The sequence below is a fragment of the Hahella sp. NBU794 genome (assembly GCF_050749805.1).
GTDB lineage: Bacteria > Pseudomonadota > Gammaproteobacteria > Pseudomonadales > Oleiphilaceae > Hahella.
On record NZ_CP192738.1, the window covers coordinates 5,255,751 to 5,269,430 of the forward strand.

The window sequence follows — 13,680 nt, forward strand, 5'->3', positions numbered from 1 at the left end:
GGTCTGGCGCATCCTTCATCCAGCCGCATCGGACGCCGCAGAGATGATGTCGGAATGGCCCGGCTACAGCGTTTCTTTCTTACTGAGCCTGACCGCCTCAAACGCTCCATCGCGATTCAACTGGGTTCCCCATACCCGATGACTGCCCTGGTGATCCGAGGCGCGGAAAGTAATCGTCTCCCCGATGCCCAAGTCCACGCCGTCAAACGACTCCAGCGTGTCCACCAGTGATTCGGTATCGAAGTGTCGACCCGCCCGTTCCAACGCATGGAAAAACAAGGTCGCCACAATGTAGCCTTCCAGAGAAATAAAGTCCGGCTGCTCATTGGGATAGAAACGGCTCAAGGCCTCCCGGTAGCGCAGCACGCCAGTGGCGTAGGAATCAAACGGCGGCACTACCTGAGACACCACCACGCCCTCGCCGTACTCCACGCCTAACTCTTTGAACTGCTCCGCCAGCGCTCGCGCCCCGACAAAGGAGACATTGGCGAAAGGCCCGGTGAATCCGGCCTGACGCAGACGTTTGGTCAAACGCGCGCTGGCGGTGTAGGTGCTGATGGCCACCACCGCCTGTATCTCACTCAGGCGACCCAACATGCCCTGGGCCGCGCCCTCAATCTGCGCCGTATTGCGCTGATAGCTGAATTTGGCGATTTCATGGGGACGCACGCCGTAATCCGACAGCGCATCCTCCACCCCTTTCAAACCGTCCTTGCCGTAACCGTCGTCCTGATAGAACACGGCGATCATTCTAGGGTCGACGTCCTGTTCCTCGATGAAGTAGCGAATAAGAGCGTTGGTTTCATCTTCGTAACTGGCGCGATAGTTGAACACATATCGCTCCGGCGGACTTTTCCGCAGCAAAGCCGCGCCGGAGAAGGTGCCGAACACGATGGTTCTATCCTTCAGGGCCACCGGCAATATCGTTTCCGCCGTTGGCGTCCCCACATTGCCCAGCATGGCGAATACGCCGTCCGGCTGCATAAATTTCTCGACGTTCTGGTGCGCCGCCGCAGGTTCGTAGCCGTCGTCCAGGGCGCGCAGTTCGATATAGCGTCCGTGGATGCCGCCCTGCTCGTTAATTTCGCGAATGCGCACGTCAACGCCCAACTGCATGGCGCGACCCAGCTCTCTGGCGCCGCCGCTAAAGGCCGCGCTCATTCCCAGCGCCACCCGGTTCTCACTGACGCCGCGCGGCGCCTGCCAGCCGGTTAACTCCGCATATCCGTCCGCCACGCTGTATCGCACCACGGGAACCGCGTAACCCACGCCAACCAGGATCAAGATCAGCGCACTCAGCCCCAGCCAAAGCGGCATGCTACGTCTGGCGTTCTGGCCAGCAGCCGTCGTCATGCCGGGTCCCATCGTAGGAAGCGTTCCCGGGGCCACCACGGTAGTGGTCTCATCATCCAGCGTCGGCGCAACGGGATGTGTATACCCCTGCACGCCGAACGGGGGCGGTTGCGAGCCCAGATGCATGGGCTCCGCCAACGTGGAGGCGGCCACCACAATGGGCTGGCTCATGGAGCGCTCATCCATGCTGTGCGCCGGATCAATGCGGGTGGCGGTATCCATTTCCTCGATCTGCCCTAAAGCGCCGGCGGCCTGAAACGCCTCGTCGTACTTTTTCGCCTTGCCCAGGCTGAGATTCTTCTTCACCACCACCCGCTTACCGCTGAACAAGCGGGCGCAGGCGGCGTCGCTCAATCCCAGCGCCGCTTTCAGTTTTTCCTGGGTGTCCTGCAACTCCACGTCGCCGCGAATTTCGCCATAGAAAATGAATTGATAGACGTCTGGGTTAGGCGGCGTCATCTCCATGGCCTTGGAGTATTCCGCAATGGCTGCGTGAGCGCGGTTCTGGATGTCCCGCACCATCGCCTGGGCGTCTGGATAGCGACCATCCGGGCTTAGCGCCATGGCCTTCAGAATCACCGGCTCCAAAGCTTTATTGCGAGCGTCGGTCAAGCGGTTTTCCCGCAGCGCCGGCGGCGGTCCGGCGCATTGCCGGTTCATGATGTCCTGGGGGTTTTCGCCGGTGTAAGGGCGTTCGCCAGTGATGCAGTAATAAAGAATCGCGCCCAGAGCGTAGATATCAGCGCGTTTGTCGATATTGCGCGCGCCTTCAATCTGCTCCGGCGCCAGATAACCCGGGGTGCCCATCACCATGCCCAAACGGGTGTATTTAAGATCCCCTTCTCCCAGCGGCTTGCTGATGCCGAAATCCAGCAGCTTGGCGACGGAATGGTCGCCGGACACCCGCGCGACAATGATGTTGCCGGGCTTCAAATCCCGGTGCACGATGTTCATCTGATGCGCAGCCTGCAACCCGGCGCCGATCTGCTCCAGCAGCCACACCACGTTTTCCAGCGGCAGCCCGCTGCGCTTTTCCACCAGATCGGACAGGTTCTCTCCGCGCAGATACTCCACCACCAGATACATCATGCCGTCGTCGGTGTTGCCGAAGTCGATCACATGCATGACGTTGGGGTGGTTCAATTGACTGGCGATGCGCGCTTCGCGGAAAAACAGCTGGATAAAGTCATGATCGTCCATGCCCGCCCGCAGCAGTTTAACCACCACCAGACGGTCCAAGGATAACTGGCGCGCTACATAGACCAGACTCATGCCGCCTTCCGCCAGGCGGGATTCGATGCGATACATGTCCTTCAGCATTTTGCCGATAAGCGGGTCGCGGCGCTGCTTATCCACCAATGTGGCCCCATCGGCGGGACAGTAATCGCCCTGGGGAAAATCCGTACTGCAAATGGGACAAACCTTCATAGACTCCCCGAGTCGCAAACTGCTGAACTACTGCTTCAGGTTCGTGTCCGGCGCCTGGAAAATAACTGGCTGGACAAAGAAATAGAAATGAATGCTAGGGAGTATAGACAGGGAATAGCCGCAGCGCGAACGCTGCGACGGAGGGATCAATCTCTACGGCTGGACTTCCATTTCTGGTTTACGCACAGGCGATCCGCTTCACGGGCCAACTCGTTTCCCGCCTGCTTGATCTGAGGGATCAAACAACGCATGACCTCCAGATCTTCGTTATGCAGCGCCAGCCGACACCAGCGCTGCAATTCCAGACCGCATTCCGCGATACTGGGCAACCCCTGGCTTTCCGCCGTGGCGACAATGCCGCTGGCGATATCCCGCATCATCGCAATCATACGGGAGGTCTCCATCAGACTGGCGCAATGCAGTCGGGAGCCGCTGGAACTGATTAGTGACATGCTATCGGCGAGATGCTCCAGAAACTTGTTTCTGACGACATCCGCAGCGAAGTCCCCTTCATCAAAAGCCATAATCTTCTCTGCGTTCATTTCAATTCTCCAGCTCCACTGTCGCTGAGCTGCGCCAGACTTTCCTTCACAGAAAGGATGTAGTTCTCGATAATTCGCGTGGAGGCCTGTTGGTGCTCAAACTGCTCCATCAGCTGGTCAACGATGTTGAAAATGCTTTGCTCCGACTCGATGTCCAGGTCCAGCCCCATGATGGAGCTTTGGATGGTCCACTTCAGATCGGAAAAACTTTGGATAGAGTGTGCGCCGCAATCCAGCACCATCTTCATGATGTTGTCCAGCAACGCCTCTGTACGTCTTACCGCCCGTTGCATGATGCCTTGGCGCACCATCTTCTCCTGAGACTCCCGCACCAGATTGGAGAGGACGAAATTCGCCACTTGCGCCAGCCGGGTAAGGTTATCCAGATGGGCCTCTTTCTCCTCCGCCGTCATGGTCAGACAAATAGAGAAATACGGGAAATTGATCAGGGAATACTGATCGAAATTAACAATGCGTTCACGTTGCAGCGTCAACGTGGTGATCACGTCAAACTGCAAATTGGTGACATAGTTTTTGCCGCCGAACACATAATGTTGCTCCGGCAGGTTGAGGATGAATACGTAAGGCACTTGATAGCCGCTCAGCGCATTCTCCATCGCCAGACCAATTTCAGAAGGCTCACGAACTTCCGAGCAGCGCTCGAAAAATTCAATCATACCGCCCAGGAAGCTGTTGGAGCGTAACAGCCCCATCGCCATTTGGTTCACACTGGCCAGACTTTGCTCCAACTCGGCGTTCTTTTGCCTGCTGCGTTCCAGCTCGTCTTGTGGCGCATTAGAGGCGACCAGGGAAACTACTCGATTTGCTGACATAAATCCTCCTGAACGTTATGTGCACAGATTAATCAGTTTGTCCGTGCAAGAGGATTCGTACGCTTACTGAAATATCAGAGCCGTTCTCAGTAGTACTACGGAGAAGTGATAAAAAATCTGCTGAAGGCGCGGCATTAAGGGGGAAGCATTAAATCAGCGGATCAACAGGTTCGTGAGTGAACTCGATCAGTTGACGCTGTTCTCCTCCGCCGCCAAGGGTAACACTTTGACCAGCAGATCCTTGATAGAGGAGACGTCGAATTTGGCCAGTACATTGCGGCAGTGCGTCTCGATGGTGCGGGGGCTGATGAACAGTTTAGCCTCCATCTCCTTGGTGCTGAGCCCCTGCAACAGCAGGTCGTAAATCTGCTTCTCACGGGCGGTCAGTTGCGAAATAGAGCGCTGGATGTCGAGACGTTTCATATAACGTTCGCGGTGCAGCTTTTCATGGGCCACCGCCTTTTCCAGCAAGGGGCCTACGTCGGTGATGCTGATAGGTTTGAGCAGAAAATCGAAGGCGCCGCCCTGCAGCGCTTCTTTCACCACCGGCACCGTGGAATACGCCGTCATTAATATCAACGGCGGCAGGTAGCCGGTTTCGGACATTCGGTTCAGCAAGTCCAGGCCTGTCATGTCCGGCATCATGATGTCGGAGAGAATCACGCAGTGGTGATCATTGCTGAACTCGGATAAAAACGCTTTGGGATTGCCGTAGGCTTTGGACTGGTAACCGTAGGATTCCAGAATAGCCGACAGCAGATCCGCCTGCATCTGGTCATCTTCGATGATATATACGCACGTATCTTTCATGGCGTTTTTGCTTATCCCAAGCAGAAAAACACGGATGGAACCTTATTGTTATCGTCGCAGCCCCCAAAGCGCCATCCAATACGAAGCGCCCTCAGTTAATTGATAACTATTGGACAGAGTGAGGGTAATGTCAAAGCGAAGCGCCCAACATTTCATCCCAGAATTCCTGCGCCAGCGGCGATAACAACTGATTGCGCAACCGTATGAGATAGATGGGGACCAGACTGCGCGAAGGAAAGTTCTCCACCTGCAGGAACCTCAGTTCTTCGCGCTCCAGTTCGGCGTCCACCATATGCAGCGGAATCCGCGCCCAGCCCATTCCGGAGAGAAGCAGCCCCTTCTTCATCAGAAAGTCGTTCACATACCAGCGATGGCCGCCGGGAATCACATTGACGTGATCAAAGGGCGCCAGCGAGCCGCTGTCGGCGATCAGAATATGGGGCAGATTACGTAACTGCGCATGGCGCACCACGCCGTCCGCGCCAGCGTCGACAAAACCCGGCGCCGCAACCGTGACCTGGGTGACTTTCGCCACCTCGGTAAATTCATAGCGATCATCCAGCCCAACCTGGGGACCGATGGCCACTTCCGCTTTCTCAACCAGCAGTTGCTCCAGCACCCCGGACAAATGCTCCGTATGTAAATGCAGACGCATCTCGGGTCGCTTTTTGGCGAATGCTTTCAAGGTGTCCAATCCCGGCAAATGCGCGCACATGGCGCTCAGGGAAATGGACAGCTCCGGCGCTTTGCCCTGCGCCAGACGATGCCCCAGCATCTCCAGATCATGGGCTTTGGAAAGTAGCGCCTTGGCTTCCCGGAACAACGCCTTGCCTTCAATGGTCAGCGTCGGTCGATAGGTCTCGCGACTGAACAACTGTAAATCGAACTCCTGCTCCAGCGCCGCCACCGCCGCACTGACCGTAGATTGGGTTTTAAACAGAGCCGCCGCAGCAGCCCGGAAACTGCCATGCTCCACCACGCCAACAAATGCGCGTAACTGCTCATTCGTCATGTTCGCCCTCCCCTGAAGCTTCCATCAAAATCAACGACCACAACAATCGACAATACCGATCAACTTGAGCGATATATATCGTTATTTTACGGTCATATAACGGAGTAAGCTTGCCCCGTCAAGATCTGAGGGGGTTGTATGGACTTTGATACCGCATTCTTCTGCATTCTCGCCGCCGGGTTTATCACCGGCTTCTCCAAGTTCTCCATTGGCGGCATGGGGCTGCTCATTCTGCCGATTATCGCTATCGCCTATCCCGGCCCGGAAGCGCTGGGGATTCTGATTCCCATGTACATCGCCACGGATATTCTGGCGGTGAAAAGCTATGGCCGCCACGCCTCCTGGCCTATCGTGCTGCGCCTGTTGCCATTGGCGTTAATCGGCATCGGTCTGGGCATCTGGTTGCTCTCCAGCATCAATCCAGAACAGTTCACGCTGTTGCTGGGCGTCATGATTGTGTTGATCCTGGCGCTGGGGCTTTGGCTGGATTATCGCCCCTCCGCCATCATGCGCCATCCGGCGGCCACCCAGGCCATGGGACTGCTGTCCGGGTTCGTCACCATGACGGCGAACGCCGCAGGTCCTCTGCTCAGCCTGTATCTGATGGAGCAGCGTCTATCCAAGGAAGCTTATGTGGGCACTCGCGCCTGGGCGTTCATGATCCTGAACAGCGCCAAAGTGCCGTTGCTGATCGCGGCGGGATTTCTCAACGAGGATATCGCCCTGCGCAGCCTCGCGGGATTGCCCGGGTTACTGGTCGGATCATGGGTAGGCTATTGGCTGCTGAGAAAGCTGAACATCAACCAGTTTAAGTGGTTGATACGGGGCATGGCGGCGATCGCCGCGGTCAAGATGCTGGCGTTCGGCTGAACGCCGCCGGGGTCGGATCAAGAGCAGTTCTGAGCGCCCGGAGTCAGCGTTGTAGCCGCTGCGGCTCCGGGCCTCGATTTGCTATCTGCAATGTTTATTTGATGGGAAAGACTACGACAATGCCGTCATCGTTGTAGCGGCGATGATTGTAGTAGCTGTAACGATTATCCCATCTACGGCCGTCATGATGTTTGTAATAACGATGATGACGGTGGTGGTGACGGTTATGATGCTTATGGTGTCCGCCACGATGACGACGGTTGTCGTGATGCCCGTGGTTATGGTGGTTATCGTAACGCTTACCGTCATGACGTCCGCCATCGTGGGCCATCGCGGAGGTGGATGCGCCGGCGATCGCCAGTCCCAGGGTCAATAACAACATCGGTAACTTTTTCATTTTTAATTCCTCGCAGGTTTATCGATCACGGTTGTTACGATAAGCCAGCTAACGTGAACCTTAACTGAATGAAAAACCGGATATTTATCCGCGGGACTTCATCTTCCTCCCGTCATCTTGGCAAAGCCTGCGCCTGAGGCTACATTCGCAGTCGGCGAATCCCATCGCCGTCACCTGATAATCAATAAATTGAGAAAGCCTCCATGAAGAAAGCGCTTAAATCCACTGGGCAAATCCTGCTTGGCGTCGTTGTATTGGTCATTGTCGCCGGATTTTTTCTACCGGACTCCACTCATGTCGAACGCAGTGTAGTGATTAACGCTCCGCAGCGGCAGGTGTTTGATTTCCTTAATAGCTACCGCAACTTTAATGACTGGTCGCCCTGGGCCAAGCTGGACCCCAACGCCCAGTACCAGTTTTCAGGTCCGCAATCCGGCGTAGGAGCCAAGATGAGTTGGCGCAGCGACGACCCGAAAGTGGGTCAGGGCTATCAGGAGATTATCGCCGTCAAAGAGGCGGAGGAGATTCAAGTCACGCTGGACTTTGGCGATAACGGCCAGGCTTCCGCGTTTTACCGCCTGCAGCCTGCCGACAGTGGTGTGAGAGTGACTTGGGGCTTCGACACCGAGCACGGCTTCAACCTGTTCAACCGCTACATCGGCCTGATGCTGGAAAGGCTGTTGGCGCCCATGTATGAGGAGGGACTGCAAAGCCTGAAGCAGCGCATAGAGAATCCAGGCGCCGCCAGTTGATGATTTAACGATAACGGGCGTAGATCCGCCGGGCCCATTCCAGCTGCGGCTCCAGCTCTTTGACGGTCTGCGCCAATGCCGGCGGCGGGTCTTGCGGCCACGGGATATCAAAGGATTCCGGCTGCAGAAACGGCGTCAGCAATGAGGCCGCCGTCAGATCCGCCCGGGTGAAATAATCCCCCACCAGATAACCGTCGGTCCCCACGCGCTCATTGATACGGGCCAGCGCCACCCGGATGCGATTTAATGCGTCCGCCGCAGTTTCATCATTAATTAGCATGTGCTTGCGCATAATTTTGCTTAACTTGCCAAAGCCTAGACGCAGCAGCCACTTACCATACCAGGGCCCGTGGTGAGCCAGCATGGGAACCACCTGATCCGGACGCGTCAATAAATAGTGGTAGCAATAGCAGCGGATGGAAACGCCAATCTCTCTATCCAGATACTTTTCCCACTCCAGAGCGGCGGACCTTGCTCCCGGCTCCACCGGCGTCAAAGGTCTGTCCGAGGACAGGCCATCAAGATAGTTAATGATTTCCGCTGAGCCCTGCACAATTTTTCCATCATGCTCAATGACCGGCACCGTGGACTTATCCGCCAGCTTTTTGATGGCTTTGATGTGCGCACCGGGCATCAGGTTTTTCACCTTATATTCCAGCCCTTTATAGTCGAGCGCCCATCGCGCTTTTTCACAAAAATGGGAAATAGGGAACTGATAAAGAATGATCATGCGTTAATCCACTAAGATAGAAAAACCGTATTTAGAATACGCGGCAAATAGTTTGAATATAAGGCGCGCGGATTAAATTATAAGACTCTGTCACATCCTTTATTGACAGTGACTCTCCGCGCTTCTATCTTCAAAATAACCGCTTTTTTCAAGGCTGTCCCTCGCGCGCATCCCTTGAATGATGCGCCTTCCAGCCAAAACGTTGACAAGGTCGGAACCAGTTGACAGGGGTTCTTAGAACGGAAGGATATTATGGAAACCACGCCGATGGATGACGATGTCATCAGCTTCGCGCAGGATGAGCCGGAGACGCCCGAGCACATCACGCGAGAAGCCTGGAAAGTGCTCACCGTCGATGACGATTTCAACTACCAGCGCTCCACGGAGTTCGCACTCGCCGGTCTGAAAGTCCTGGACCGCCCCCTTCAGATACTTCGCGCCTACAGTTACGCAGAAGCCTCCAAACTACTCTCAGAACACGCTGACATCGCCATTGCTCTGGTGGACGTGGTGATGGAGACCGACGACGCAGGCCTCCGCCTCGTGCGCGCCATCCGGGAAGTGCTTGGCAATGCGGAAATACGACTGGTGCTGCTGACCGGACAGCCCGGCATGGCGCCCATGCTGGACGTCATGAAGGAATACGACATCAATGATTATTGGACCAAGTCCGAGCTGACCGACACCCGTCTGCAAACGGTAATGACCGGCTGCGCACGTTCTTACATTCAGATTCGGGAAATCGCGCGGGCGAAGCGGGGATTACAGTTGATCGCCGAGTCCAGCGACTCCGTTTACTCCGCCAAAAACCTGCAGGAATTCTCCGCACGCATGCTGGCGGAGCTGGCCAAACTTCTGGGACTGCCTCCTGACGGGCTGGTGTGCGCAAAGGCGTATACGACGACCAAGCCTGAAAGTCGCGAAAGCTACATCATCGGCGCCGCGGGAATATACTCCAACTGCATCGGCAAAACCCTGATGGAGTTTGAAGCGCCCAAGGTGCGGGAGCATCTGAACCAATGCCTGCAGGCCCGCAAGTCCATCCATGAGAAAGACTTCACTTGCCTGTTCTTTCTCGACCCCATCGGCGCCGCCGATTACGCGGCCTACATTGAGACGGGCCATCCGCTCGACTCCACCGAACAGGAGCTGATCCGCGTATTCAGCCTGAACATCGCCAACGGCTTGCAAAACGTTTCCTTGTTCAACCGGTTGGAGCGCCTGGCCTACGAAGACGACACCCTGCGCATTCCTAACCGTAATGCCTTGCTGCGCAGGCTAAGCCAAATACTCTCGCGCACGGATCGAAACCAGTATCAGCTGATGCTGGTGGATATAGACGGCTTCGCCAGCATCAACACAGCATTGGGCGCCCGTTATGGCGACTCGGTTTTGAAACTGGTGTCCAGCCGGCTCAAAGACGCCTTCAACGGAACCGTTCAGGTTTCCCGGGTCAAAGACGACCTGTTCGCCGTTCTGGGAGGCGTCAACGAGGTGTCCGTCGACAAGCTGGACGGTTTGTTCAATGGCCTGTCCGCCTCTGAAAAGAGCTTAAAACTGCTCAATATCAGCTCGGTGATCTATCCACTCAACCATCCTGACAGTTCACCGCCGGAAGTCATCACCCGCGCGGGCATTGCGTTGAAGCAGGCGAAAAAACGCGGCATCCGCCAGCACACCACTTACGACCCGGAAACCGAAGCCGCCGCCGCCAGCCGCTTTCACTTGCTACAGGCGCTCCAGGACGCATTGACCCAACAGAGCATCTACGCCGTCCTGCAGCCTCAGATCGATCTTGAAACCAATCAGGTCACCGGGGTGGAAGTCCTGGCGCGCTGGCGCCTGGAAGACGGCACGCATATTCGGCCGGATCAATTTATTTCTCTGGCGGAAACCACCGGACTCATTCTGCCCCTGGGGCAACAGATACTCACCCAGGGCTGCGCCGCCTGTCACCGCTTGCAAGATGCCGGTTATCGCGACCTCCGCATTGGCGTGAACTATTCGGTTATCCAGTTCGAACAGGACGACATGGTGGACACACTCATCCGCAGCGCCGAGGCGGTGGGAATCAGACCCCAGCAAATCGAGGTCGAAATCACCGAGTCCACGGTCATGCATAACTTCTCACTGGTGCGGGATAAGCTGGAGCGTCTGCGGGAAATTGGCGTCGCCGTGGCCATTGACGACTTCGGCACAGGCTTCTCTTCTCTCGCCTACCTGAGTCGCCTTGCGGTGGACAGATTGAAGATCGATAAATCGTTCATCGATAAAGTCACCACCGATCAAGGCGCCGCCGCGATCGCAAAAACGATTATTCAATTGGGAGAAAGCTTCAATCTCGACATTATCGCCGAGGGAGTGGAAACCAAGGAGCAGGCGCAATGGCTGCTCGACAACGGCTGCAGGAGCGTGCAGGGCTATCTCTACGCCCGCCCAATGGAGGTGGATGACCTGCTGCAATGGCTGGCTCAACGACGCTGACGCCCCCATGACCATTCAGGAGCCTTCTCTATACCACATCCGCAAACGCCTGCTGAATTTGATTGCGCCCTGGAGCATGCTGCTACTGGCGCTTTCATTCTTTCTGTACGACTACCTGCTGGATAATAAGCTGTCTCCCCTGCAGGAAAGCGCCTCCAGTTCGCTCAGCTCCGCCTACGAGACCATGGCCAGAAACTTCGGCGATCTGGCGACGGATATTCGTTTTATTGCGCACAATAAAGCGATTCGCAACGCTACGCCGGAAAACAAACAACGCGCTGAACACTTGTTGCAGGACTTTTCCGAGGCATCCGGCATCTACGACCAAGTTCGCTGGCTGGGCCCAGACGGCAGTGAATTAGTGCGCGTGGAAATGTTCGGCGCTCAAGCAATACGCATTCCTGACGAACAGTTGCAGAAAAAAAGCCAGCGCTACTACTTCACCTCCGGCATGGCCTTGAAGTCGGATGAAATTTACTTTTCTCCGCTGGACCTTAATGTCGAACACGGCTCCATCCAGATTCCCCATAACCCCGTTCTACGCGCAGTGACGCCCATTCACAATGATCAAGGCGAGCATAACGGTCTGGTGGTGCTGAACTACAAAGCCAATCTGATGCTGCAGGCTCTGCGCAATTTACACTTGCCCGCCAGCCTGCGCCTGCACTTGCTGAACTCCGATGGCTACTGGCTGTTGAGCGATAATCCCAAAGAAGAATGGGGATTTATGTTCAAGCGCACCGAATCGCGCTTTGGCGTTCGCCATCCTGAAGGCTGGGAACGCATCGCCAAGGCAAACTACGGTACCTTCACAGATGACGATGGACTCTGGCTGTTCACCACATTCTCGCCCACCTCAAACCAGAATAAGGATGATCAATACTGGAAGCTGGTGGTGAATGTGGACCCAGCCGCCGTCTCTGCGCTGCAGCGGGAGGCGCTTGCGACCACGCTGGGGGTGATCATCGGGCTTTGGGTGATTCTGTTTTTGGTCGCCATCCGCATCGCCAGAGCCGACGCCTTAAGAGACTCGCTTAATACACAGCTTAGCGCACGCAGCGGCGAGCTGGAGCATTCCAACACACTGCTGAAAGAGTCACTGGATAATTTGATGCAAACTCAGGACGAGCTGGTGCGGGCGGAAAAGCTGTCATCCCTGGGAATGATGGTGGCCGGTGTGGCCCATGAACTGAATACCCCCATCGGAGCCTCGCTGGTAACGCTGTCCTCCATGCAACGACAGGCGGAAGAATTAAAAGAAGCCTTCGCACGCGGTCTGCGCCGCTCCGATATGAACGACTACTTCACCCGCTTCGAACAAGGCTCCGCCATCATCCTCAGCAACCTCAATCGCTCGGCGCAACTGGTGCATAGCTTTAAACAGCTCGCCACGGACCGCGCCGGAGCCGAACGCAGGGTATTCTCGCTGAAAGGACTGATTGAGGACATGCTGCTGACCACCTGGCTGCGCATTCACAAAAGAGAGCACCAACTGGTGACGGACATCGACGCCGGGCTGGAGCTGGACAGTTACCCCGGAGCCTTAAGCCAAGTGCTGGAAAATCTGGTCAACAACGCCATGAAACATGCCTTTCAAGATACGCCGCAGGGCAGAGTCTGGCTAACCGCTCAGCGCCGCGATGATCAGATTGCGGAAATAGAAGTCCGCGACAACGGCGCCGGCATCCCCCCGGAAATCCTGCCCAAAGTCTTCGACCCCTTCTTCACCACCAAACGCAACCAGGGCGGCACCGGCCTGGGACTGCACCTGACGCACCAACTGGTCACCAACGTATTGGGCGGAACCATCAACATATCCAGCGCCGTCGGACACGGCTGCGTCGTCAAAATAGAACTACCGCTACATGCGCCCGCCACAGAAGAGCGCGATGTAGAACAAAAAGAAGAAGAGAAAGAAGCCGACACTGGAACTCGTGATGCGTCTATAACTTATTAGAGTCGATATCCAGCGAAACGCTTCCAGTTATTCAGGGGGATTGCGGAGCTTCCAACCATTATTTCCCCGTGATGCAAACCAAACTTTCCGCCGCTCTCTATCAGACTAATCAACGGATCAAATATATCTGGGTAGGCTAAAGCCACGTCTCGACCTTCATCGCCTCCTTCGCTCCACTCCAAGTAGCACTCACATGAGCGTCGCACGTAAGCATTTTTAACAAGGTCAGCATCTTCCGCTATCGCCATGAACTCCACCATCGCATCAGCAGATTGATCGCCGCTTATCACTAAAATTTTCACCGGCTTAAAAAATGGCGAGGATAAATCCAGTCCAAGCTCATTCGACATCACCGCAACCCGTCGCAAGTACTCGGCTATCCATTGCGCATGACTTTCAGGATCACCTGACGCCAGCCAATTGATGCGCTTAAGTCTATTCAGGCTATCGAACAATACGTGTCCGTATTTGCTGTTGGGCATGTCTTAGTCTGTGGGTCGGTTTGCTTTGGC

12 protein-coding genes are annotated in these 13,680 nt (G+C 55.8%); 4 read left to right on the plus strand and 8 right to left on the minus strand.

Features of this window, described 5'->3' with window-relative positions:
- Positions 1-63: 63 nt before the first annotated feature.
- The 5 genes from ACQYWX_RS22870 to ACQYWX_RS22890 all read right to left on the minus strand — a co-directional run bounded on the left by ACQYWX_RS22870 (position 64) and on the right by ACQYWX_RS22890 (position 5,978).
- On the minus strand, positions 64-2,781 hold the full coding sequence (locus ACQYWX_RS22870) for an ABC transporter substrate-binding protein (protein WP_431686448.1): 2,718 nt from the start codon (positions 2,779-2,781) through the stop codon (positions 64-66).
- A gap of 146 nt (positions 2,782-2,927) precedes the next feature.
- Positions 2,928-3,323, minus strand: a complete 396-nt coding sequence (locus tag ACQYWX_RS22875) for a hypothetical protein (protein ID WP_431686449.1) — start codon at positions 3,321-3,323, stop codon at positions 2,928-2,930.
- A complete protein-coding gene (locus ACQYWX_RS22880; RefSeq protein ID WP_431686450.1) occupies positions 3,320-4,156 on the minus strand; it encodes a hypothetical protein in 837 nt (278 codons plus the stop codon). The genes ACQYWX_RS22875 and ACQYWX_RS22880 overlap by 4 nt, the downstream gene beginning before the upstream one ends.
- 186 nt (positions 4,157-4,342) lie before the next feature.
- Positions 4,343-4,966, minus strand: a complete 624-nt coding sequence (locus tag ACQYWX_RS22885; protein WP_279505288.1) for a response regulator transcription factor — start codon at positions 4,964-4,966, stop codon at positions 4,343-4,345.
- A gap of 130 nt (positions 4,967-5,096) precedes the next feature.
- Positions 5,097-5,978 (minus strand): LysR family transcriptional regulator, encoded by an 882-nt coding sequence (locus ACQYWX_RS22890; protein WP_431686451.1) that lies wholly within the window; start codon positions 5,976-5,978, stop codon positions 5,097-5,099.
- Between the two features lie 138 nt (positions 5,979-6,116).
- Here ACQYWX_RS22890 and ACQYWX_RS22895 point away from each other — a divergent pair, with 138 nt between their 5' ends.
- The gene (locus tag ACQYWX_RS22895) at positions 6,117-6,848 is read left to right on the plus strand and encodes a sulfite exporter TauE/SafE family protein (RefSeq protein ID WP_431686452.1); all 732 of its coding nucleotides are present in this window, start codon (positions 6,117-6,119) and stop codon (positions 6,846-6,848) included.
- 94 nt (positions 6,849-6,942) lie between these two features.
- Here the strand turns inward: ACQYWX_RS22895 and ACQYWX_RS22900 are convergent, their stop codons facing one another.
- Entirely contained in the window at positions 6,943-7,245 is a 303-nt protein-coding gene (locus tag ACQYWX_RS22900; RefSeq protein ID WP_431686453.1) for a hypothetical protein, read from the minus strand.
- Between the two features lie 203 nt (positions 7,246-7,448).
- Between ACQYWX_RS22900 and ACQYWX_RS22905 the strand changes: the two genes are divergently transcribed.
- On the plus strand, positions 7,449-7,997 hold the full coding sequence (locus tag ACQYWX_RS22905) for an SRPBCC family protein (protein ID WP_431686454.1): 549 nt from the start codon (positions 7,449-7,451) through the stop codon (positions 7,995-7,997).
- 4 nt (positions 7,998-8,001) lie between these two features.
- Here ACQYWX_RS22905 and ACQYWX_RS22910 read toward each other — a convergent pair whose 3' ends face one another.
- The gene (locus tag ACQYWX_RS22910; RefSeq protein WP_431686455.1) at positions 8,002-8,727 is read right to left on the minus strand and encodes a glutathione S-transferase family protein; all 726 of its coding nucleotides are present in this window, start codon (positions 8,725-8,727) and stop codon (positions 8,002-8,004) included.
- A gap of 252 nt (positions 8,728-8,979) precedes the next feature.
- Here ACQYWX_RS22910 and ACQYWX_RS22915 point away from each other — a divergent pair, with 252 nt between their 5' ends.
- Both ACQYWX_RS22915 and ACQYWX_RS22920 read left to right on the plus strand, forming a co-directional pair.
- Positions 8,980-11,211: a bifunctional diguanylate cyclase/phosphodiesterase gene (locus ACQYWX_RS22915; RefSeq protein ID WP_431686456.1), complete on the plus strand. Its 2,232-nt coding sequence runs from the start codon at positions 8,980-8,982 to the stop codon at positions 11,209-11,211.
- Positions 11,177-13,168, plus strand: coding sequence for a sensor histidine kinase (locus ACQYWX_RS22920; protein ID WP_431686457.1), 1,992 nt, complete (start codon positions 11,177-11,179; stop codon positions 13,166-13,168). The genes ACQYWX_RS22915 and ACQYWX_RS22920 overlap by 35 nt, the downstream gene beginning before the upstream one ends.
- On the opposite strand, the gene ACQYWX_RS22925 is transcribed toward ACQYWX_RS22920, so the two are convergent.
- Positions 13,165-13,650, minus strand: coding sequence for a hypothetical protein (locus ACQYWX_RS22925; protein WP_431686458.1), 486 nt, complete (start codon positions 13,648-13,650; stop codon positions 13,165-13,167). The genes ACQYWX_RS22920 and ACQYWX_RS22925 overlap by 4 nt on opposite strands.
- Positions 13,651-13,680: the final 30 nt, after the last annotated feature.